At 35.4% G+C, this 23,645-nt stretch carries 17 protein-coding genes, 3 rRNA genes and 1 pseudogene; 18 read left to right on the top strand and 3 right to left on the bottom strand.

Annotated features, from left to right (window positions below):
- The first annotated feature begins 60 nt into the window (after nt 1-60).
- The 8 genes from dhaM (at nt 61) to ACFWTK_RS06455 (ending at nt 9,017) form a co-directional block, all read left to right on the top strand.
- Nucleotides 61-450 (top strand): dihydroxyacetone kinase phosphoryl donor subunit DhaM, encoded by a 390-nt coding sequence (gene dhaM / locus ACFWTK_RS06490; protein ID WP_415875244.1) that lies wholly within the window; start codon nt 61-63, stop codon nt 448-450.
- Between the two features lie 693 nt (nt 451-1,143).
- Nucleotides 1,144-2,655, top strand: a 16S ribosomal RNA gene (locus ACFWTK_RS06485).
- Between the two features lie 232 nt (nt 2,656-2,887).
- A 23S ribosomal RNA gene (locus ACFWTK_RS06480) occupies nt 2,888-5,791 on the top strand.
- A 111-nt stretch (nt 5,792-5,902) separates the two neighbouring features.
- Nucleotides 5,903-6,019 (top strand): 5S ribosomal RNA (gene rrf / locus ACFWTK_RS06475).
- The 16S, 23S and 5S rRNA genes sit together here, the layout of an rRNA operon.
- Before the next feature lie 83 nt (nt 6,020-6,102).
- A complete protein-coding gene (gene cobT, locus ACFWTK_RS06470; protein ID WP_415875243.1) occupies nt 6,103-7,176 on the top strand; it encodes a nicotinate-nucleotide--dimethylbenzimidazole phosphoribosyltransferase in 1,074 nt (357 codons plus the stop codon).
- Nucleotides 7,177-7,189: 13 nt separating this feature from the next.
- Nucleotides 7,190-7,726: a bifunctional adenosylcobinamide kinase/adenosylcobinamide-phosphate guanylyltransferase gene (cobU, locus tag ACFWTK_RS06465; protein ID WP_415875242.1), complete on the top strand. Its 537-nt coding sequence runs from the start codon at nt 7,190-7,192 to the stop codon at nt 7,724-7,726.
- The gene (cobS, locus tag ACFWTK_RS06460) at nt 7,723-8,457 is read left to right on the top strand and encodes an adenosylcobinamide-GDP ribazoletransferase (protein WP_415875241.1); all 735 of its coding nucleotides are present in this window, start codon (nt 7,723-7,725) and stop codon (nt 8,455-8,457) included. The genes cobU and cobS overlap by 4 nt, the downstream gene beginning before the upstream one ends.
- Nucleotides 8,448-9,017 (top strand): histidine phosphatase family protein, encoded by a 570-nt coding sequence (locus tag ACFWTK_RS06455; protein WP_415875240.1) that lies wholly within the window; start codon nt 8,448-8,450, stop codon nt 9,015-9,017. The genes cobS and ACFWTK_RS06455 overlap by 10 nt, the downstream gene beginning before the upstream one ends.
- A gap of 58 nt (nt 9,018-9,075) precedes the next feature.
- Here ACFWTK_RS06455 and ACFWTK_RS06450 read toward each other — a convergent pair whose 3' ends face one another.
- On the bottom strand, nt 9,076-9,573 hold the full coding sequence (locus ACFWTK_RS06450; RefSeq protein WP_415875484.1) for a TspO/MBR family protein: 498 nt from the start codon (nt 9,571-9,573) through the stop codon (nt 9,076-9,078).
- A 306-nt stretch (nt 9,574-9,879) separates the two neighbouring features.
- On the opposite strand from ACFWTK_RS06450, the gene ACFWTK_RS06445 reads away from it, so the two are divergent.
- Nucleotides 9,880-11,142, top strand: a complete 1,263-nt coding sequence (locus ACFWTK_RS06445) for an Nramp family divalent metal transporter (protein ID WP_415875239.1) — start codon at nt 9,880-9,882, stop codon at nt 11,140-11,142.
- An 88-nt stretch (nt 11,143-11,230) separates the two neighbouring features.
- A complete protein-coding gene (locus tag ACFWTK_RS06440; RefSeq protein WP_415875238.1) occupies nt 11,231-11,440 on the top strand; it encodes a hypothetical protein in 210 nt (69 codons plus the stop codon).
- A gap of 47 nt (nt 11,441-11,487) precedes the next feature.
- On the opposite strand, the gene pflA is transcribed toward ACFWTK_RS06440, so the two are convergent.
- Entirely contained in the window at nt 11,488-12,207 is a 720-nt protein-coding gene (pflA, locus tag ACFWTK_RS06435) for a pyruvate formate-lyase-activating protein (protein ID WP_415875237.1), read from the bottom strand.
- A gap of 25 nt (nt 12,208-12,232) precedes the next feature.
- On the bottom strand, nt 12,233-14,455 hold the full coding sequence (gene pflB, locus ACFWTK_RS06430) for a formate C-acetyltransferase (protein WP_415875236.1): 2,223 nt from the start codon (nt 14,453-14,455) through the stop codon (nt 12,233-12,235).
- A gap of 635 nt (nt 14,456-15,090) precedes the next feature.
- On the opposite strand from pflB, the gene ACFWTK_RS06425 reads away from it, so the two are divergent.
- The 8 genes and pseudogenes from ACFWTK_RS06425 to hemL all read left to right on the top strand — a co-directional run bounded on the left by ACFWTK_RS06425 (nt 15,091) and on the right by hemL (nt 23,592).
- The gene (locus tag ACFWTK_RS06425) at nt 15,091-16,014 is read left to right on the top strand and encodes a (4Fe-4S)-binding protein (protein WP_415875235.1); all 924 of its coding nucleotides are present in this window, start codon (nt 15,091-15,093) and stop codon (nt 16,012-16,014) included.
- A 180-nt stretch (nt 16,015-16,194) separates the two neighbouring features.
- Nucleotides 16,195-16,986, top strand: a complete 792-nt coding sequence (locus tag ACFWTK_RS06420) for a sirohydrochlorin cobaltochelatase (protein ID WP_116485982.1) — start codon at nt 16,195-16,197, stop codon at nt 16,984-16,986.
- A gap of 9 nt (nt 16,987-16,995) precedes the next feature.
- Nucleotides 16,996-18,230: pseudogene (hemA, locus tag ACFWTK_RS06415) on the top strand (glutamyl-tRNA reductase).
- A gap of 14 nt (nt 18,231-18,244) precedes the next feature.
- Nucleotides 18,245-18,862: a precorrin-2 dehydrogenase/sirohydrochlorin ferrochelatase family protein gene (locus ACFWTK_RS06410; protein ID WP_415875234.1), complete on the top strand. Its 618-nt coding sequence runs from the start codon at nt 18,245-18,247 to the stop codon at nt 18,860-18,862.
- Complete coding sequence (hemC, locus tag ACFWTK_RS06405; RefSeq protein WP_415875233.1) at nt 18,859-19,761, top strand: hydroxymethylbilane synthase; 903 nt, start codon at nt 18,859-18,861, stop codon at nt 19,759-19,761. Before ACFWTK_RS06410 ends, hemC begins: the two co-directional genes overlap by 4 nt.
- A 1-nt stretch (nt 19,762) precedes the next feature.
- Complete coding sequence (gene cobA / locus ACFWTK_RS06400; protein WP_415875232.1) at nt 19,763-21,253, top strand: uroporphyrinogen-III C-methyltransferase; 1,491 nt, start codon at nt 19,763-19,765, stop codon at nt 21,251-21,253.
- Nucleotides 21,254-21,325: 72 nt separating this feature from the next.
- Nucleotides 21,326-22,297 carry a porphobilinogen synthase gene (gene hemB, locus ACFWTK_RS06395; protein ID WP_415875230.1) on the top strand — a complete coding sequence of 324 codons (972 nt, stop codon included), beginning with the start codon at nt 21,326-21,328 and terminating at the stop codon, nt 22,295-22,297.
- A 5-nt stretch (nt 22,298-22,302) separates the two neighbouring features.
- Complete coding sequence (hemL, locus tag ACFWTK_RS06390; RefSeq protein ID WP_415875229.1) at nt 22,303-23,592, top strand: glutamate-1-semialdehyde 2,1-aminomutase; 1,290 nt, start codon at nt 22,303-22,305, stop codon at nt 23,590-23,592.
- Nucleotides 23,593-23,645 lie beyond the last annotated feature (53 nt).

Raw genomic sequence — 23,645 nt, 5'->3', positions numbered from 1 at the left:
TTACTGAAAGAGTTCATCTAAGGTCTTCTATATATAGCTGAAAGTAAAGGAGAGAAGTACATGGTAGGATTAGTAATAGTATCTCACAGCGAGAAAGTAGCACAAGGAGTAAAAGAACTTGCAAGTCAAATGGCAGCAGGTGTTCCTATTGCAGCAGCAGGAGGGACTAATGATGGAAGATTAGGAACAGATATGGAGAAAATCTCAAATGCCATAAATGAAGTTTATTCTGAAGATGGAGTTTTGATTATATTTGATTTAGGCAGTGCATATATGAATGCAGAAATGGCACTTGAATTTCTTGAAGAAAATATGAAAAATAAGGTAGAGATAATAGATACCGCAATTGTAGAAGGTGCTATTACTGCTGCAGTTGAGAGCAGCATAGGTAAAACTATGTCAGAAATAAAAGAAGCGGTAAAGAATATGAGCCTTGGGAAAATGCCGTAATAGAAATAAATTGTGACAATCTTTAATATTGAACCTCCGTATGAGATTTGCATTTAGGAAAGCTTCACTACGCAAAGAAGCTCTAATATTTCTGGATTCAAAACCCCTAAACCTTCTAAACTCACTACCGTTCAGACAATAGAAGGTTCTTACGGTATTTTAAATCCATAAACAAAGAGCTTCTAACGCTTGTTCAACGCTTTCTACAATGCAAATCTCATACTCCGGTTCAATATTAAAAAGATTATTCACATTTATTAAAGAAAAGCATTTTTATAAAATTAAATACACATACAGACAAATCTAATATCAGGCTTACAATCATTAGCGTTTATTTAAACTTCATATTTAGGTGCACTTAAGAAAATTGCATCGCAATTTTATCATATATCGTATACCTTGCCAAGAGTATCACTGTATAAAAAATGTAGAATAAGCTTAAAAGAGTTAGAAATATCGTTATAAATTGATGTAATAATAAATAATAAATAACATAATAATATTAATTTTGATAAGATAATCCATGTCGTCACGAGAGAGACGACGAAAAATAAAAGATTTGGTCTTTGAAAATTAAACAGAATTAAGGTAAATAAATGCCAGTCAATAACTTATGAGTAGAGCTAAGGAAACTCACTCAGCAGAGCTGAGGAGTAAAAGCTTACACGAAATCGAAGATTTCTAGTAATCTTTTAAATTGAGAGTTTGATCCTGGCTCAGGACGAACGCTGGCGGCGTGCCTAACACATGCAAGTCGAGCGAGAAGAACTCCTTCGGGAGGGATTCTAGCGGCGGACGGGTGAGTAACACGTGGGCAACCTGCCTTAGTGAGGGGGATAGCCTCCCGAAAGGGAGATTAATACCGCATAACATTATTCTACCGCATGGTAGAATAATCAAAGGAGTAATCCGCACTAAGATGGGCCCGCGGCGCATTAGCTAGTTGGTGAGGTAAGGGCTCACCAAGGCGACGATGCGTAGCCGACCTGAGAGGGTGATCGGCCACATTGGAACTGAGACACGGTCCAGACTCCTACGGGAGGCAGCAGTGGGGAATATTGCGCAATGGGGGAAACCCTGACGCAGCAACGCCGCGTGAGCGATGAAGGTCTTCGGATTGTAAAGCTCTGTCTTTAGGGACGATAATGACGGTACCTAAGGAGGAAGCCACGGCTAACTACGTGCCAGCAGCCGCGGTAATACGTAGGTGGCAAGCGTTGTCCGGATTTACTGGGCGTAAAGAGTATGTAGGCGGATATTTAAGTCAGATGTGAAATTCCCGGGCTTAACCTGGGCGCTGCATTTGATACTGGATATCTAGAGTGTGGGAGAGGAAAGTGGAATTCCTAGTGTAGCGGTGAAATGCGTAGAGATTAGGAAGAACACCAGTGGCGAAGGCGGCTTTCTGGACCATAACTGACGCTGAGATACGAAAGCGTGGGGAGCAAACAGGATTAGATACCCTGGTAGTCCACGCCGTAAACGATGAATACTAGGTGTCGGAGGGTACCACCTTCGGTGCCGCAGCAAACGCAATAAGTATTCCGCCTGGGGAGTACGGTCGCAAGATTAAAACTCAAAGGAATTGACGGGGACCCGCACAAGCAGCGGAGCATGTGGTTTAATTCGAAGCAACGCGAAGAACCTTACCTAGACTTGACATCTCCTGAATTACTCGTAACGGAGGAAGCCCTTCGGGGCAGGAAGACAGGTGGTGCATGGTTGTCGTCAGCTCGTGTCGTGAGATGTTGGGTTAAGTCCCGCAACGAGCGCAACCCTTATTGTTAGTTGCTACCATTAAGTTGAGCACTCTAACGAGACTGCCGCGGTTAACGTGGAGGAAGGTGGGGATGACGTCAAATCATCATGCCCCTTATGTCTAGGGCTACACACGTGCTACAATGGCCGGTACAATAAGATGCAATCCCGTGAGGGGGAGCTAAACTCAAAAGCCGGTCCCAGTTCGGATTGTAGGCTGAAACTCGCCTACATGAAGTTGGAGTTGCTAGTAATCGCGAATCAGCATGTCGCGGTGAATACGTTCCCGGGTCTTGTACACACCGCCCGTCACACCATGAGAGCCGGTAACACCCGAAGTCCGTGAGGTAACCTTTATGGAGCCAGCGGCCGAAGGTGGGATTGGTGATTGGGGTGAAGTCGTAACAAGGTAGCCGTAGGAGAACCTGCGGCTGGATCACCTCCTTTCTAGGGAGAAATGAAAGCAAAGCTTTCATAGACTGGATACTTAATTCTGTTTAATTTTGAGAGACTAATGTCTTTCAAAATTTGTTCTTTGAAAATTGCACAGTGTATATAAAGATTAAACCTAGAATACTTCAATGAGAAGTAAAGCTGATTAAAAATTTTGTAATCTTGTTACAGGAAACAAGATTTAGAGATTCTTAACAAGGATTAGGAATGAAAATATACGAATGAAGATCAAGTAAAAAAGGGCGCACGGTGGATGCCCTGGCACTAGGAGCCGATGAAGGACGTGATAAGCTGCGATAAGCTGCGGGTAGATGCAAATAATCTGTGATCCGCAGATTTCCGAATGGGGAAACCCACTTAGCTAACGCTGAGTACTATATGCTGAATACATAGGCATATAGAGGTACACCTGGGGAACTGAAACATCTAAGTACCCAGAGGAAGAGAAAGAAAAATCGATTCCCTAAGTAGCGGCGAGCGAACGGGGAAGAGCCCAAACCAGGAACTTTGTTTCTGGGGTTGAGGATAGATCATAAATCTTCGATTTTCTTAGCCGAATAGAACTGGAAAGTTCAGTCACAGAAGGTAATAACCCTGTAGGCAAAAAGAAAAGAGAAGCAGATCTACTCCAGAGTACCACGAGACACGTGAAACCTTGTGGGAAGCAGGGAGGACCATCTCCCAAGGCTAAATACTACCTAGTGACCGATAGTGAAGCAGTACCGTGAGGGAAAGGTGAAAAGAACCCCGGGAGGGGAGTGAAATAGAGCCTGAAACCGTGTGCCTACAATCGGTGGGAGCACTTTAATGTGTGACCGCGTACTTTTTGTAGAACGGGCCAGCGAGTTACGATATGCAGCAAGGTTAAGCACCTCTAGTGCGGAGCCGAAGGGAAACCGAGTCTGAATAGGGCAACTAGTTGCATATCGTAGACCCGAAACCGGGTGACCTATCCATGGCCAGGATGAAGCGAAAGTAAAATTTCGTGGAGGTCCGAACCACGTTGGTGTTGAAAAACCATGGGATGAGCTGTGGATAGCGGAGAAATTCCAATCGAACTCGGAGATAGCTGGTTCTCCTCGAAATAGCTTTAGGGCTAGCGTCGGGTAATTAAGTAGTGGAGGTAGAGCACTGAATGGGCTAGGGGCTGACAACAGTTACTGAACCCTATCAAACTCCGAATGCCATATACTTGTACCCCGGCAGTCAGACTGCGAATGATAAGATCCGTGGTCAAAAGGGAAAGAGCCCAGACCATCAGCTAAGGTCCCAAAGTGTAAGTTAAGTGGTAAAGGATGTGGGATTTCTAAGACAACTAGGATGTTGGCTTAGAAGCAGCCACTCATTTAAAGAGTGCGTAATAGCTCACTAGTCGAGAGATCCTGCGCCGAAGATGTCCGGGGCTAAAACTTACCACCGAAGCTATGGATGTGTCGTAAGACACGTGGTAGAGGAGCTTTCTATACAGGTTGAAGCTGTACCGTAAGGAGCGGTGGACAGTATAGAAGTGAGAATGCTGGCATAAGTAGCGAGAAACAGGTGAGAATCCTGTTGGCCGAATATCTAAGGTTTCCTGGGGAAGGCTCGTCCTCCCAGGGTTAGTCGGGACCTAAGCCGAGGCTGAAAAGCGTAGGTGATGGACAACTGGTTGATATTCCAGTACCACCATAATGCGTTTGACAAATGGGATGACGCAGAAGGATAGGATGTGCGCACTATTGGATGTGCGTCTAAGCACTTAGGATGTTGAGCAGGCAAATCCGCTCAACGCGAAGTCTGAGGTGTTATGGGGAGCCTATTTTGGCGAAGTATCTGATTCCATGCTGCCAAGAAAAGTCTCTATGGAGCAAAGTGGTGCCCGTACCGCAAACCGACACAGGTAGATGAGGAGAGAATCCTAAGGCCGTCGGAAGAATTGCTGCTAAGGAACTCGGCAAATTGACCCCGTAAGTTCGCGAGAAGGGGTGCCTGCGAGAGCAGGCCGCAGTGACAAGGCCCAAGCAACTGTTTATCAAAAACACAGGTCTCTGCTAAAGCGTAAGCTGATGTATAGGGGCTGACGCCTGCCCGGTGCTGGAAGGTTAAGGGGAATAGTTAGCGCAAGCGAAGCTATGAACTTAAGCCCCAGTAAACGGCGGCCGTAACTATAACGGTCCTAAGGTAGCGAAATTCCTTGTCGGGTAAGTTCCGACCCGCACGAATGGCGTAATGATTTGGGCACTGTCTCGGCAGCAAATCCGGTGAAATTGTAGTGCAAGTGAAGATGCTTGCTACCCGCGGTTGGACGGAAAGACCCCGTAGAGCTTTACTGTAGCTTAGCATTGAATTTCGGTATTGTCTGTACAGGATAGGTGGGAGACTTAGAAGTAGGGACGTCAGTCTCTATGGAGTCGCCCTTGGGATACCACCCTGACAGTACTGGAATTCTAACTGGAGGCCATGAATCTGGTCACAGGACATTGTTAGGTGGGCAGTTTGACTGGGGCGGTCGCCTCCTAAAAGGTAACGGAGGCGCCCAAAGGTTCCCTCAGCGCGGTCGGAAATCGCGCGTAGAGTGCAAAGGCAGAAGGGAGCCTGACTGCGACACATACAGGTGGAGCAGGGACGAAAGTCGGGCTTAGTGATCCGGTGGTTCTGTATGGAAGGGCCATCGCTCAACGGATAAAAGCTACCTCGGGGATAACAGGCTGATCTCCCCCAAGAGTCCACATCGACGGGGAGGTTTGGCACCTCGATGTCGGCTCGTCGCATCCTGGGGCTGTAGTCGGTCCCAAGGGTTGGGCTGTTCGCCCATTAAAGCGGCACGCGAGCTGGGTTCAGAACGTCGTGAGACAGTTCGGTCCCTATCCGCCGTGGGCGTAGGAAATTTGAGAGGAGCTGTCCTTAGTACGAGAGGACCGGGATGGACTGACCTCTGGTGCACCAGTTGTTCCGCCAGGAGCACAGCTGGGTAGCTATGTCGGGAAGGGATAAACGCTGAAAGCATCTAAGCGTGAAGCCCACCTCAAGATTAGATTTCCCATAGTTTAACTAGTAAGATCCCTGGAAGACTACCAGGTTGATAGGTCAGAGGTGTAAGTGCAGTAATGTATTGAGCTGACTGATACTAATAGATCGAGGACTTGATCAAATAAAGTACACTGTGCAATTTTGAGAGAATAAATTTCTCTAATGAAACTCACTCAGCAAAGCTGAGGAGTACCATTATTCTAAAAAATCGAAGATTTTGAGAAGAATGGCATCTGGTGGTTATGGCTTGAAGGTAACACCCGTTCCCATACCGAACACGAAGGTTAAGCTTCAAAGCGCCGATGGTACTGCACTGGAGACGGTGTGGAAGAGTAGGTCGCCGCCGGGTAAGAAAAAAAGCACTAAGAAATTTCTTAGTGCTTTTTTATTATATCAAGAATAGAGGAATAAAACTATTGGAGGTGGCAGATTTTGAATTTGTTAAAAGAAACTTTAAGTAAAATCACTGAACCAGATAAAAAAGTAAAAGAAGAAGTTAGAAAGAAGTGGGATGGACTACTTAAGCCAATAGGAAGTTTAGGGGCATTAGAAGAGATTATTATTAAGATATGTGGTATGAGTGGAAAAGTAATTAATAAATTTGATAAAAAAGCTATAGCTGTAATGTGCAGTGATAATGGAGTTGTAGATGAGGGGGTAAGTTCTGCACCACAAATATTTACAAAAATATTAGCAGAGAGTATGCCAAAAGGGCTAACAGGAGTTGCTACACTAGGTAAATATACAGGTACGGATATTTTTACTGTTAATTTAGGCATAAAAGGAAAAGTGGACAATCCTCAAGTACTAGATAGAAAGATTGCAGATGGTACTAAGAATTTTACAAAAGGACCAGCAATGACCTATGATGAGGCAGTTAAATCTATAGAAATAGGTATTGAAGTTGCAGATGAAATATTTGCTAAAGGGTATGATATATTAGGAACAGGAGAAGTAGGAATTGGAAATACCTCTACTACAGTAGCAGTACTATCAAGTTTATCAGGTTTAGATGTAGATTTGATTTGTGGAAAAGGAGCAGGGCTTACAGAGGAACAACACATATGTAAAAAAGAAATCATAAAAAAGGCTATAGCTATTAATAAACCTAATAAAGATAATCCTATAGATGTTATATCAAAGGTAGGAGGATTTGATATAGGTGGTATGTGTGGCTTATGTTTATCTGCAGCTAAAAATAAAAAGCCTGTTGTTATAGATGGATTTATATCTTCTGTGGCAGCTCTTTGTGCTACTAAGCTTAACCCTTATGTAAGAGAATACATAATACCTTCTCATTTATCAGCTGAACCTGGTGCAAAGTACGTATTTGATGAACTAGGGTTAAAACCAATGCTAAATTTAGAAATGAGATTAGGGGAAGGTTCTGGATGTCCAATTGCATTTCAAATCATAGATATGGCAGAGTATGTATTTGAAAATATGGGAACACACGATGATGTTTCAATGAATACCTCATATTTAGTAGATATAAGAGAGGGATAAAGGAGGTAAAAGGATGATAACATTAGTTACTGGTGGTGCTAGGTCCGGCAAAAGCACATTTGCAGAAAGTTTATATGAAAATGATAAGGATGTAGTATATATAGCCACAGCTAAAGCTATAGATGATGAAATGAAACAAAGGGTAAAGCACCATCAAAATTCTAGGCCCAAACAGTGGCGTACATATGAAGGAAATTATAACTTAAGCAAGGCAATTGGTAATGAGGAAAAATATTTGCTTGATTGTGTTACAATTCTTACATCTAATATAATGTATGATATGTCCAAAGATGAAGAAAATATAAGTTTTGAACTTCAAAAGTTGATTGAAGACAAGGTATTCTTTGAGGTAAAAGGGTTAATAGATAAAATTAGAGAAAAAAATTACAATCTTGTTATAGTAACTAATGAAGTTGGCGATTCTATTGTGCCAAGTCATCCTGTATCTAGAGCTTTTAGAGATATTCAAGGACGTGTAAACCAGCGTATTGCAGCAGTGGCAGATCAAGTTTATTTAGTATGCTGTGGAATTCCGGTGAAGATAAAATGATTGAAGGATTAATATTAGCAATACAGTTTTTTACGAGAATACCTATTAATGTTGCTGTGAAGTTTAATGAAAAAAACATTAGATATTGCATATTTTTTATGCCATTGGTTGGAGCTATTATTGGTGGCTTTGGTGGTATAGTATATTATTTAATTGTACCTTATAATAAGCTTATGGCATCATTTCTAACACTTTTAATAACCATAATTCTAACTGGTGGACTTCATATAGATGGTTTAGCAGATACCTTTGATGGCTTTTTAGCAAATAGGGATAGTGAAAAAACTTTAGAAATTATGAAGGATAGCAGAATAGGAACCTTCGGAGTAATTAGTATAGTTTTGTATTTAATGTTCTTATTTGTATTAATAATGAGCATTAATAATGTACCTTTAGCAATGGTTTTGTCTTTTGCTAATAGTAGACTAGTATCAAGTATAATTATATCTACTAAGAAATCAGCTAAGAATACTGGATTAGGCACTTTATTTCATAAAAGCAATCCTAAAAAGCTGATAATAATAAGCACTATTATTTACTTAATTCTTTTAATATCTATAAATATAAAATATGTAATACCTCTTATAATTAACTATCTTTTAGCAGAAATCATTAGCCATATATCATATAAAAAAATAAATGGTTTAACCGGTGACGTGTATGGTACCATAATCGAATTAGGAATGCTTATTTCTCTATTCTCATTTTGGGGTGTGAGTCAATGGATATAATTATGGTTAGACATGGTGAGAGTGAGGATAATGTAAAGAAAGTATATAGTAGTATTTCTACTCCTTTAACTGAGAAAGGTAAAGCAAAAATTTTACAAATAAAAAAATTATTAGAGAAATATAATTATGAAGAGATTTATTATAGTCCTTATAAAAGAGCTGTAGATACCATACATTATTTAGATTTAGAAGGTAAAGAAGATAATAGAATAAGAGAGATTGATTTTGGGATATTTGAAGGAAAAACCTTTGAAGAAATATCAAAAATTTACCCAGAGGAAACAAAGCTTTGGATAGAGGATATCTATAACTATAGGATTCCAAAAGGAGAATCGTTACTAGATGTATATAATAGAGTAAGTGAATTTTTAGAAGAGCTATGTAAGATGAATAAGTCTGTTCTTTTAGTTACTCATGATTCTGTAATTCGTTTAGCTTTATGTTGGGTATTTGATGAACCATTGTATTTTTATAGGTTTAAGGTAGATAATGTCAGTATAACTACCATTACGGTAAATGAAGGATATAAGTATATTAACAGATTAAATCAAACATATTAATTAATAAATGGATAATATTAATAGAGCGTGGTGAAAAATTTACACCACGCTCTATTAATTACATTTCATTAAGCATCCATATGACAAAGTTTAAAACACCTGCAAAGGATGCCCAAGCAATATATGGAATCATTAAGAACGAAGCTATTTTATCATGTCTGCAAAACTCAAATGTGGTTAAAAGGATAAAAACGAGCATTAAAAGTATCTCTATAAACGCTAGTCCATATAAATTAAGTTTAAAGAAAATGTTTGTCCAAATTAGATTTAAAAATAATTGAATAAAAAACAAAATTAAAGCTTTAGTTATATTATTATTCTGCTTTCCTTTTAATATTATTCTGTAAAGAGAAACGGCCATAAGAAAGTATAATACAGCCCAGACAATTGGAAAAATCCATCCTGGAGGAGCAAAAGAAGGTTTTATAATATTTTGATAGGATCCCATATTAGACATTCCTAGAAATCCAGATAAAAATCCAGCTCCTTCTATCAATAATATAATTAGAATGAGCAATCCAATATTTCTTTTTTCTCCTACTTTAAATATGTTAATCACTGTAACACCTCCCTAAGAACTTGCTTATTAATAATATATAATGCATAACATTTTAAGTTTATGTTTCAATATGATGAAATTCATCTTAAATTTTTAGTATTATAAACCTTTTTAAAATTAAGATTTATTTTTATCCATAATGAAAATTATAATATTGAATTTATGAGATAAATAATTTATAATTGAATATTAATAATTATTATTTATTAATAGAAATTATTCTGCTTTATAGAATTTTCTAGTATAATAGAGGATACAATTAAAATATTATGAAATTCTATTAAATAGATTGAGGTGAATAATATGAGACTGTTAAAGTCTATGGGCAATTGGGGGAAAAATCATAAAGCAAAGTTAATGGCTTTAGACTTTTTTAAATATATAGGACCGGGGCTTTTGGTTACAGTAGGATTTATCGATCCAGGAAATTGGGCATCTAATGTAGCTGCAGGAGCAGATTATGGATACACACTTCTTTGGATGGTAACATTGTCAACCTTTATGCTAATTATGCTGCAGCATAATGCAGCTCATCTTGGCATTGTTACAGGATACTGTTTATCAGAATCTGCTACAGTATATCTTAGACCTTGGGTGAGCAGAATAGCTTTAATAACAGCAATCATGGCTACAATTTCTACAGCTTTAGCAGAAATTTTAGGAGGAGCTATAGCTCTTCAGATGCTCTTTGGACTTCCATTAAAGATAGGTGCAGTTTTAGTTTTAGGAGTAGTTATGTGGATGCTTTATACAAACTCCTATAAGAAGCTTGAAAAGTGGATTATAGGTTTTGTATCACTAATAGGTTTATCTTTTATAGTAGAGCTTACTTTTGTCAATGTAAATTGGAGCGAAGCCGCTATAAGTTGGGCAAAGCCAAGCTTTCCTAAAGGATCCATGCCGGTTATAATGAGCGTTCTTGGTGCAGTTGTAATGCCGCATAATCTATTTTTACACTCAGAAGTTATTCAAAGCAGACAGTGGAACTTAGAGGATGATGAGGTAATAGCAAAGCAGCTAAAATATGAATTTCTTGATACTTTCCTTTCAATGATAATAGGTTGGGCAATAAATAGTGCTATGATACTTATTGCAGCATCTACTTTCTTTACACAAAAAATTCATGTTACAGAATTAGGTCAAGCACAGCAAATGCTAAGACCTCTTTTAGGAAACACGGCTTCTGTAATATTTGCAATTGCGCTGCTTCTTGCAGGAATATCTTCTTCTGTAACTGCTGGTATGGCAGGAGGAAGTATTTTTGCAGGGCTTTTTAAGGAACCTTATGATATAAATGACAGTCATACAAAAGCAGGAGTTGGAATTACTTTAATTGTGGCTGCTCTTGCAATTTTCTTCATAAGTGATCCTTTTAAGGGGCTTGTATATTCTCAGATGTTTTTAAGTGTTCAGTTACCTATCTCAGTATTGCTGCAAATATACTTAACATCATCTAAAAAGGTTATGGGTAAGTATGCAAATTCAGGTATAGAAAAGATATTGCTTTGGATTATAGGAATCATAGTAGCTGCTCTAAATATAGCTTTATTGATAAGCAGTTTATAAAAATTAATAATCTTCATTTATATGCTTATACTACTATTAGATTTCTTTTAAACTTTACAGCAATTTTAGTGTTAAGGAGGAGATAGTAGTGACTGAAAAGAGCCATATAGATATAAACAAATTAAATGCTATTCCTTCAGGACGTCCTTTTGAATATAAGGATGTGGTAATGGAGGAATTCCCAGTAGAAAAAAGAACAGAGGATGGAAAGAAGTTTAAGGCAGAAGTTGAGAATGGTGAATTTGATGCAGTAATCATAGAGGACGATACTGATAGGGTTCAATATAGAAAGTTATAGAAAAAAGCTACTTAGAAATCTCTAAGTAGCTTTTTAAGGTTTATATATTAACAAAGGAGGAGCCGAGTTAGAAGGGATTCAAGCCCTTTTAGCTTATTTTTATCCATTGGCGGAGTATCCTTTAATAAGTAGTCTAGCCCCAGTCTATCGTATTTATTAACACCAAGAGTGTGATAGGGAAGCAATTCTACTTTTTCTACATTATCTATTTGTTTTATTATATGAGCGAGCTTTGAAATATGTTCCTCAGAATCTGTAATTTTTGGAACTACAACATGGCGTATCCAAAGTTTTGTACCTGATTTAGCTAAAGCTTTTAAAAACTCATCTAAACCTTTTTTCCCTTGGCCAGTTAAGTTTTTATATCCCGCATCATCTACATGTTTAATATCTAATATTACTAGGTCAGTGTATTTTAAAATTTCATCATATTTTCCAAGGCCAAAGCCAGAAGTATCAAGGGTTGTGTGTATATCATTTTCTTTGCATAATTTTAAGATTTCTAGTAAAAAGTCTGGTTGAAGGAGTACTTCTCCGCCAGAGAAAGTAACTCCGCCTCCTGATTTTTCAAAATAGGGCTTAAATCTTAAAATCTTTTTTAAAAGTTCTTCAGGTGTAAATTCCGTTCCGCCTTGCATATTCCAAGTGTCAGGATTGTGACAATAAGCACATCTTAAAGGGCAGCCTTGAAAAAATACTACCGTTCTAATACCAGGCCCGTCTACTAGTCCCATGCTTTCTATTGAGTGAATTCTTCCCTTTGGCATAATATCACCTCATAAGGTTAATTTATTACATTTTTTCATGGAAAGTTCTGCTTATAACTTCTTTTTGTTGAGCTTTTGATAATTTGTTAAAGTTAACTGCATATCCTGAAACTCTTATTGTAAGTGTTGGATATTTTTCAGGATGGTCCATAGCATCTATTAAAGTTTCTCTGTTCAATACATTTACGTTTAAGTGATGAGCACCTTGACCAAAATATCCGTCCATTATATAAACTAAATTATTTATTCTAGTTTGTCCATCTTTTCCTAAAGCATCTGGAATTATGGAGAAAGTATTTGAAACTCCATCTTGGCATGCACAATATGGTATTTTAGCAACTGAGTTAAGAGAAGCTAGGGCTCCTTCAATATCTCTTCCGTGCATTGGGTTTGCTCCAGGAGCTAAAGGTTCTCCAAGCTTTCTTCCATCAGGTGTTGAACCAGTTTTCTTTCCGTAAACTACATTTGATGTTATTGTTAATACTGAAAGTGTATGTTCAGCATTTCTATAGGTTGGATGTTTTTTAAGTTCTTTAGAGAACCTATCAACAATTTCTACAGCAATATTGTCTACTCTATCATCATCATTTCCGTATTTAGGGAAATCACCTTGAACTTCAAAGTCAACAGTTATCCCATTTTTTCTTATAGGTTTTACTTTTGCGAATTTAATTGCACTTAATGAGTCTGTTGCAACAGATAATCCAGCTACACCAAAGGCCATTAATCTTCCAACATTTGTATCGTGAAGAGCCATTTGAGAAGCTTCATAAGCATATTTATCATGCATAAAGTGAATTATATTCATTGTGTTAACATAAAGATCTCCAATGTACTCTAATACTTTAAAATAGTTAGATTTTACTTTTTCATAATCTAAAACTTCATCAGTTATAGGTTCTATATTTGGTACAACTTTTAAGCCTTTCTTTTCATCAATTCCGCCGTTGATTGCAAGAAGTAGAGCTTTTGCAAGGTTGCATCTTGCTCCAAAGAACTGCATTTGCTTACCAACTTGCATAGCAGATACACAACATGCTATAGCATAATCGTCTCCATAGATAGGGCGCATAATGTCGTCATTTTCGTATTGAATTGAATCAGTTAAAATAGACATTTCAGCGCAGTACTTCTTAAAGTTTTCAGGAAGGTCTTGAGACCATAGAACTGTCATATTTGGTTCTGGTGCAGTTCCAAGATTTATTAAAGTGTGAAGATATCTAAAGGAAGTCTTTGTAACAAGGGTTCTTCCATCTACTCCCATCCCAGCTATAGATTCAGTTACCCAAGTTGGATCGCCTGCAAATAAATCATTATATTCAGGAGTTCTTAAGTGTCTTGCCATTCTAAGCTTAATTATGAATTGATCTATAATTTCTTGAGCTTCTTCCTCTGTAATTATTCCATTTTGAAGATCTCTTTCAATATATATATCAAGGAAAGTGCTAGTTCTTCCAAGAGACATTGCAGCACCATTATTTTCTTTTATACCGGCCAAATATCCAAAGTATAAGAATTGAGCAGCTTCTCTAGCATTTTTTGCAGGCTCTGATATATCAAATTCATAAGATGCAGCCATTTTCTTTATCTCTTCAAGAGCTTTAATTTGATCTGTAACTTCTTCACGAAGTCTTATAAGTTCATCAAGCATAACTCCTTTTAATTTTTTAAGATCTTTTTTCTTTTCTTCAATTAAGAAATCTATACCATAAAGAGAAATTCTTCTATAGTCTCCAATAATTCTTCCTCTTCCATATGCATCGGGAAGTCCAGTTAAAACTCCAGTTGTTCTTGCAACCCTTGTTTCTTCAGTATAGGCATCAAAAACTCCTTGATTATGAGTCTTTCTATATTTAGTAAAGATTTCTTCCATTTCTTTATCTATTTCGTAACCATAAGCTTCTAGGGCTTGTTTTGCCATTCTTATTCCACCAAAAGGATTTGTAATTCTCTTAAGGGGAGCATCTGTTTGAAAGCCTACTATAACTTCGTTTTCTTTGTCTAAATATCCAGGCTTAAAGCTGTTTATTCCTGATATAGTTTTTGTATCAACATCAAGAATACCTTTTTTTGCTTCTTCCAGTATAAGCTGGCTGGCCTTTTCCCAAACCGCTTTTGTCTTCTCAGTTGGGCCCGCTAAAAAGCTTTTATCTCCAGTGTATGGAGTATAGTTTAATTGAATAAAGTTCCTTACGTCTATAGTTTTACTCCAATTCCCATCTTTAAAACCTTCCCATTGTTTAAACATACTTACACACTCCTTTAATATATAGTTAGTGTATTACATCAATAATATGATGTGTTATATTTCATTGAATAACCTTTTTATAGGCTAATTATAAGGGGGTTATCATTTTAAGTCTATAATCTGTATCAATGAAATTTTAAGTCTGTTATAATTTGCTTATAATTTATTATAATATTTGATAATGTTAAAATATGTGATTATAATCACAAAATATAAAAAATAAAAAGAGAATATCCAGTATATTCATAATGCAAAATACTAGCAGCATTATAGATTCATAAATCATATGCTCATAATTATGTAAATAAAATTATTTTTTTAGGACGTTATGTTATAATAATAACATTCTCATCTAGATAAATCAATATAATAGCAAATATTAAATTAAATAATATTCGTATATATACATATTAATTTCTAAAAAAATCAAGTAATGTTCGTATAAGTTAAGGCGGCTAAATTGAAGTAATCAAAAGTTATGGTTAATTTATAAGCTTTATTTATGAATTTATGACAAATTCTGATTGGATTTTGGTAAAAATCAGTAGTAATATGTAATTGTAGAGAAAGTAAAATATTTAAAAAAGATTGATAAAGTTATGACAATATATGAAATTTATTTAGGAGGAATAGTTATGACTAATCTGACTTCAGAAGAAATAGCTGGATTAAAGGGACAAGGATTCATAATGCAAAGAGATAAAGAGCATTTTATATGTAGAATAGTAACAGTAGATGGTACTATGGATCCTAAAAAAATGAGAAAGGTAGTAGAAATATCTGAAAAGTATGGAGAAGGGCATATGGCCTTTACTTCAAGACTTAGTATTGAGATACGCGGAATTAAATATGAAGATATAGATAAGGTTAAAGATGAGCTTAAAGAAGTAGGACTTTATTCTGGTGGAACAGGCGCAAGAGTTAGACCAATTACTTCTTGCAAGGGAACAGTTTGCACATGGGGGCTTTTAGATACTCAAGAGTTAAGCAGAACTATACATGAAAGATTTTATGATGGATGGTATGATGTAAAACTTCCACATAAATTTAAAATAGCTGTTGGAGGATGTCCTAATAATTGTGCAAAACCTAGTCTAAATGATTTAGGAATAATGGGACAAAGGAAGCCAAAGCTAGATCAAGATAAATGTTTAGGATGCAAAAAATGTGCTGTTGAGGAAACTTGTAAGGCAGGCGCTGCTAAGAGAGTAGATAATAAAATGAAAATAGACTTTGATAAGTGCAGGAAATGTGGACAATGCATAGGCAAATGCCACTTTGATGCAGTAGAACTAGATAAAGAAGGAGTAAAAATATTTCTAGGTGGTAAGTGGGGTAAGCTCCCTAGAGTAGGAGACTTGGTGAACAATATATTTACTGTAGAAGAAGCATTAGAATTTATAGAAAAGTCTATACTATATTATAAAGAATACGGAAAAGACGGAGAAAGATTTGGAGATATGATTGATAGAATAGGCTTTGAACAAGTGGAAAAAGTATTGCTTACTAATGAAATGATGGATAGGAAAGAAGAAATATTAAGTGCTCAAAGTATGTAAAGGATATACATGATAGAAATTAATTTAAGCCGTATGATTAAATCATACGGTTTCGTTTATGTAGGGCAAGTATAAGGGTTAGATTGGTAAAAGTATTTATGCGCTAGGATTTTACATTTCTATAATAAATGCTTATAATTTGTGTAATAAAGTAAAGTTATATATGAGGGAGTTTTATAAATGGGTAGAAAAACAATACACAAAAGAGGAGTTCTTGTGATTAGCTCAGGCTCTAGCAATATGGAAGCTATAAGAGTATCATTAGGAAGTATAGAAAATATGATATCAGAAGAATTTAAAGATTGGGAGGTTAGAAGAGCTTTCACTTCGGAAGCTATAATTGAGAAATTAAGAAAAAACAGTGGTATAATAGTAGATAATGTTGAAAAGGCGTTGAAAAAAATGAATGTGGAAGGATTTGAAAATGTGATACTTCAGCCTCTTCATATAATACCAGGAAGCGAGTATGAAAAAATTGTAGAAACCTTAAAAAAGTATAAGACTATTTTTAAAAACATAGCTTTAGGAAGGCCTATTTTATATTACGAAAAGGATTATAAAAGAGCATTAGATGCACTGAGAACTCAAGTGCCATGCTTAAACCATGATGAAGCAGTTGTTCTAGTAGGTCATGGAACAAAGCATACATCTAATATATTCTATAAGAGGTTTCAAGAAATTATTGATGAAGAGGGATTAAGATTCTACGTGGTAACTCTTGATGAATATCCTACTATTTATGATATAATATCAAAATTGAAAAAGGATGAGGTAAGAAAAATATTTCTAATGCCTTTTATGCTGTTTTTTGGAGGGCATGGAATGCGTGATATTGCTGGAGATAAAGATGACTCATTAAAAAATATATTGAAAAGAGAAGAGTTTGAGGTAAGCATTTATGAGCATGGTCTAGGGGAAAATATAGAATATCAAAAGATATACCTTCAGCATGTAAAAGATGTTATGTATTAGGAGGACATTATGAATCTAGCAGTAATAGGAGTTAACTATAATAATACGCCTATAGATATAAGAGAAAAAGTTTCTTTTTCTAGGTCTCAAAAAGAGAAAGCAGGAAAGTATCTTATAGATAAAGGAATAAAAGAAATTGTTATATTGTCAACTTGCAATAGAAGTGAAATATATGTAATCAGTGAAAAGTTAGATAAGGATATTGATACAGTTAAAAAATTTTATAAAGAATTTTTTAGCATAGAAAACATAGAAGAATATTTATTTACAAAAAAAATAAGGATGCTTTGTTTCATGTATATTATGTAGCAGCAGGTTTAGATTCTATGATACTTTGTGAAGATCAAATACTAGGTCAAGTTAAAGAGGCGTTAGACTTTTCCATAAAGCATAAGCTAAGCGGAAAGGTATTAAACAAGCTTTTTAAAGAAGCTGTAACCTCAGCTAAAAGGATAAAAACTGATTTAAAGGTGTCAGAAACACCTATTTCTATGGTTTACATAGCTATAAAGATTTTAAAAGAAAAATTAGGTTCTCTCAAAGGAAAAAAGGCTTGTATAATAGGAATTGGAGAGATTGGAAGGCTTGCTTTAACTCATCTTTTAGAGGAAGATTTATGTGAAATATACATAGCTAATAGAACTTATAATAATATTTTAGACTTGCTTTCTAAATTTCATAATGTAAAGCCAATACAGTTTGAAAAGCGCTATGAGGTAATAGAAAATGTGGATATTGTAATTACAGCAACCTCAGCTCCACATACTATACTAGATTTTAATCACATGAAGGAAATACATAATAATTTATACATAATGGATCTTGCCCTTCCAAGAGATGTGGAAAAAAAGGTAGCAACTTTAGAGAATATTACTCTTTGTGATGTAGATGATTTTAAAAATATATCAGAAGAAAATATGAAAAAGAGAGAAGAACTTTCAAAAATTGCAAAGGATATCATAAATTCAAAGGTTGAGGAATTTATTGATTGGTCAAAGGGTATAAAGGTTGACTCAGTAATTAAGAATTTAAATGAAAGATGTAGTGAAATAAAGGATGAATACTTTCAATATATAGATAAGAAGCTAGAATTAGATGAAAAGAGCAAAAAAGTAATAGATAAAATGCTCTCATCAGCTCTTACAAAGTTAGTAAAGGATCCTATTTTAAATTTAAAAGGATTAAAAGATGAAGAAAAAATAAATGAGTATATAAATGTAGTAAACGATATATTTAATTTTTAATAAGAGGGGATATTATGTACTATCCTTTAATGATAGATATAGAAGATAAGTTAATTGCAGTAATAGGTGGAGGAAAGGTTGCTCTAAGGAAGGTGAAAAAGTTTCTAGAATTTCAAGGAAAGGTTAGAGTTATAAGTCCAGAGTTTTTAGATGAATTTAAAGAGCTAAAGAATAGATTTAGTGGAAAACTAGAGATAATAGAGGATAAATTTAAAGAAGATTATATAAAAGATGCTTTTTTAGTAATAGGAGCAACAGATAGGGCAGAAATAAATAAAGATATAAGTACTTACTGCAGAAAAAATAATATACTTTGTAACATAATCGATAATATGGGACTTTCAGATTTTATAGTTCCTTCTTCTATAAAAAGGGGAAGTCTTGTAATATCCATATCAACCATGGGAAAAAGTCCATCTCTAGCAGCTAAAATAAAAAGAGACTTAGAAAATACATATTCTGAAGAATATGAAGAGTATATAGACTTATTAGGAGAAGCAAGAAAACTTATATTAAAAAACTATAATGATGATGTAGAGAAAAGGAAAATACTAAAAGATATAATAAATATGCCTATTGAAGAGCTTAAAAGGTTTATTGAGAATGAGAGGAGAAAGGGGCATAATATATGAAAATAGTAGTTGGCTCTAGGGGAAGTAAGCTTGCACTTACTCAGACAAATTGGGTTATTGAAAAGTTAAAAGAAAAGCATCCTGAGGTAGAGTTTGAAGTAAAAGTAATACAGACAAAAGGTGATAAAATAAAGGACGTGGCTTTAGATAAAATAGGAGGAAAGGGAATATTTGTTCAAGAAATTGAAGAACAGCTTGAAAGTGGAGAAATAGATATGGCAGTCCACAGTATGAAGGATATGGCTACTTCAGTTCCTGATAATCTTAAGTTTTCTTATATACCAGAAAGAGAAGATTATAGAGATATTCTAGTGCTTAAGAGAGAATATAAAACCATAGATGACCTTCCTAAAGGAGCTAAAATAGGTACAGGCAGCAAGAGAAGAAAGTATCAACTTTTAAGATATAGAGGAGATTTAGACATTGTGCCTATAAGAGGAAATGTAGACACTAGAATAAGAAAGATAGAAAGCGAAAATCTTCATGGTGTAGTTCTAGCTGCAGCAGGAGTGAGAAGGCTAGGATTAATTAATAATATTGATTATAATATATTTTATTTAGATAAAAATATAGTACTTCCAGCCCCTGCTCAAGGAATACTAGCTCTTGAGATAAAGCGTGGAAGAGAAGATTTAGAGAATATATTAAAATCTATAGAGGATAAGAATGCAAAGATACAAGCTGAATGTGAAAGAGCATTTTTAAAAGGTGTAAATGGAGGATGCCACCTTCCTATAGGAGCAATTTGTACTATAAATAATGATAAGATAAAGCTAGAAGGGCTTTTAGGAAAAGAGGATGGCTCAAAGCTTGTTCAAAAAGCCATAGAAGGAAATGTTGAAGGAGCAGAAGATTTAGGATTTAAACTTGCAGAAATGATACTTAAGGAGATAGATTAACATGAGAGGAAAAGTATATCTAGTCGGTGCAGGACCAGGGGATTATAAGCTTATAACTCTAAAAGGTATGGACTCTATAAGAATTGCAGATGTTATTGTATATGATAGGTTAGTTAATAAGAATTTATTAAAGAATGCAAAGAAAGATTGTGAATTTATATATGTAGGAAAGAAGTCCAGCAATCATACTAAAACTCAAGACGAGATAAATGATATAATTGCTGATAAGGCAAAGGAAGGAAAGATAGTTACAAGGCTTAAGGGAGGAGACCCTTATGTTTTTGGAAGAGGAGGAGAAGAAGGAGAGTATTTAAGGGAAAGAGGAATTGATTTTGAAGTTGTTCCTGGGATTACTTCAGCCATAGGAGGACTTTGTTATGCAGGTATTCCTATAACCCATAGAGATTATGCCTCTTCTTTTCATGTTATAACAGGTCACTTAAAGGATGAAGATAAGGAATTAGATTGGCAATCTTTAGCTAAGCTAAAGGGTACTTTAGTATTTTTAATGGGAATAGCAAATTTAAATAAAATAGCTGCAAATCTTATTGAAAATGGAAAAGATAAAGCTACTCCTACTGCTTTAATAAATTGGGCCACAACACAAAATCAAAGAGTTGTAGAGGGAACTCTTGAAAATATATATGAAATAGCTTTAAAAGAAAATATAGAATCTCCAACTATTATTGTTGTTGGAGAGGTTGTTAAGCTAAGGAAGCACTTAAACTTTTTTGAGAGTAAGCCACTATTCGGGAAAAACATAGTAGTAACCAGGTCAAGAGCCCAAAGCAGCAAACTTGTAGATAATATAATGAATCTTGGCGGAAATCCAATAGAATTCCCAACTATTAAAATAGAGAAAATAAAACCCAATGAGGCTTTAGATAGAGAGATAGAAAGGCTAAGTCAGTATTCATATATAATATTTACAAGTGAAAATGGTGTGAAAATATTCTTTGATAGATTGTTTGAATTAAATTATGACAGCAGAAAATTAGGAAATATAAAGATAGTAGCCATAGGACCAGCTACATCAAAAGCACTTAAAGAAAGAGGAATAGCTGCAGATATAATCCCTAAAAGATTTGTAGGAGAAGCTGTGGTAGAAGAACTTCAAGGGATTTTATCAAAGAAAGACAGAATACTTATTCCTAGAGCTAGTGAAGCTAGACCATATTTGGTAGAAAAGTTAAGTGAAATATGTGATGTAGTAGAATGTAAAACATATAGGACAGTAAAGGGCGAAGGAAATAAGGAAGAAATACTGGAACTTTTAAATGAAGATAAAATAGACTATGTAACTTTTACAAGCTCATCTACAGTTAAAAATTTCGTTGAAATAATAGGAAAAGAAAACCTAGATAAACTAAAGAATACAAAGATAATATCTATAGGACCAATAACATCAAATACAATAAAGGATTTTGGACTCAATGTATATAAGGAAGCAGAAGAGTACACTATAGATGGAATCATAAAAGCACTTATTTAAGTATTTAATTAAAGTTTTTTAAGAAACTTTAATAATTGACAATAGTCAATAATGCGTTGGGAGGAATCAAAAGTGAATATAATAAAAAGGCCAAGAAGGCTTAGAGTTAATGAAACAATTAGGGGATTGGTTAGGGAAACTAGGATTAGTGTTGAATCTTTAGTGTATCCATTGTTTGTAGTAGAAGGGGAAAATATAAAGAGAGAAATTACTTCTTTAAAGGGAAATTATCATCTTTCTGTTGATAAGTTAGAAGAAGAGATTAAAGAACTTGTGGATTTAGGAATAAAATCTGTTATATTGTTTGGAATTCCTAATGATAAGGACGAGTTTGGCTGCGAAGCTTATCATGAACATGGAATAGTACAGAAGGCTGTAAGAGAGATAAAAAGTAAGTTTCCTGATATGTATGTCATAACTGATGTATGCATGTGTGAATATACTTCTCATGGACACTGTGGAATACTTACAGAGAGCGGTTATGTAGATAACGATAAAACTCTTGAGTACCTTGGTAAAATAGCTGTAAGCCATGCAGAGGCTGGAGCTGATATGATAGCTCCTTCTGATATGATGGATGGAAGAATTGGATTTATTAGAAATGCCTTGGATAAGGCAGGATATGTTAATATACCTATAATGGCTTATAGTGCAAAATATGCTTCAGCTTTTTATGGACCTTTTAGAGAGGCAGCAGATTCCGCACCTTCCTTTGGAGACAGAAAGTCTTATCAAATGGATCCTGCTAATATAAATGAGGCTATAAGAGAAGTAGAGCTTGACATAGAAGAGGGAGCAGATATAGTAATGGTAAAGCCAGCTCTTTCTTATTTAGATGTTATAAGAAAAGTTAAAGATAGCTTTAACATGCCTATTGCAGCTTATAATGTAAGCGGAGAATATGCTATGATAAGAAGCTGCATAGATAACGGACTTTTAAGTGAGAATGCAATTATGGAATCCTTAATTTCTATTAAAAGAGCAGGAGCAGATATAATAATAACTTACTTTGCAAAGGATGCAGCTAGAATGCTTAGGAGGTAAGAAATGTGAGGTACGCTAAATCAGAAGAATTATTCAAAGAAGCGGTGAAGTATATTCCAGGAGGAGTAAACAGCCCTGTTAGAGCTTTTGGTTCTGTTGGAATGAGTCCAATATTTATAGAGAGGGCAGAAGGTTCCAAAATTTATGATATAGATGGAAATGAGTACATAGATTACATATGCTCTTGGGGACCGCTTATATTAGGTCACAGCAAAAAAGAGCTTATTGAAGGTTTAGAAGATATAGTAAAGAGAGGAACGAGCTACGGAGTTCCAACTAAGATAGAAGTTGAAATGGCAAAACTTATAATTGAAGCCTACCCTTCAGTGGATATGGTAAGAATGGTGAACTCAGGAACCGAAGCTACCATGAGTGCTTTAAGGCTAGCAAGGGGTTACACTAAGAGAAACAAGATTTTAAAGTTTGAAGGATGTTATCATGGTCATTCTGATGCCTTATTAGTAAAGTCAGGTTCAGGCACTATAACCTTTGGTGTTCCAACAAGTCCAGGAGTTCCAGATGATACAGTTAAGGATACTTTGGTTTGCAGATTCAATGATATAGAAGCTGTTAAAAAAGTCTTTGAAGAACAAGGGAAAGAAATAGCAGCAGTGATAGTAGAACCAGTATCAGGCAACATGGGAGTAGTTCCTGCAAAAGAAGAGTTTTTAAGAGAACTTAGAGAAATAACAAAACAATATGGAACGATTTTAATATTTGATGAGGTTATAACAGGCTTTAGACTATCATTTGGTGGAGCTCAAGAGGTTTACGGAATAAAGCCAGATTTAACTTGCTTTGGAAAGATAATAGGAGCAGGGCTTCCAGTAGGGGCTTATGGTGGAAAAAGAGAGATAATGGAGTGTATATCACCAGTAGGTCCTGTATATCAAGCTGGAACTTTATCGGGAAATCCACTTGCTATGCATATGGGATATAAAAATTTGAATATATTAAAAAATAATAAGAATATATATAAGGAATTAGAAGATAAAGCTATAAAATTAGAAAAGGGCTTTAACGAAAATATAAAGAAATTAGGAGTAAAGGCTGCAGTAGTAAGATTTAAGTCTATGCTTTGCCTATTCTTTGGAGAAGGTCCTTTTGAAAACTATGATGATGTATCAAAATGTGATACTGAAAAGTATGCAGTATATTTTAAAGAGATGCTAAATAGAGGAATACTAGCAGCACCATCACAATTTGAAGCTATATTTTTATCTGCTTCCCACAGTGATGAAGATATTGAAAAAACAATAAAAGCAAACTATGAGGCATTGTGTAAGGTTAGATAAAAGCAGTTTAGAAAGTGGAGAAGTGGAGAAAAGAGTTTAGGCAGTTTAGAGAG

Origin of the sequence: Clostridium sp., assembly GCF_047777555.1 — a bacterium.
Taxonomy (GTDB): domain Bacteria; phylum Bacillota; class Clostridia; order Clostridiales; family Clostridiaceae; genus Clostridium_H.
Note: the sequence above shows the minus strand (reverse complement) of the source record. Positions and strands in the feature narration are given on the sequence as shown.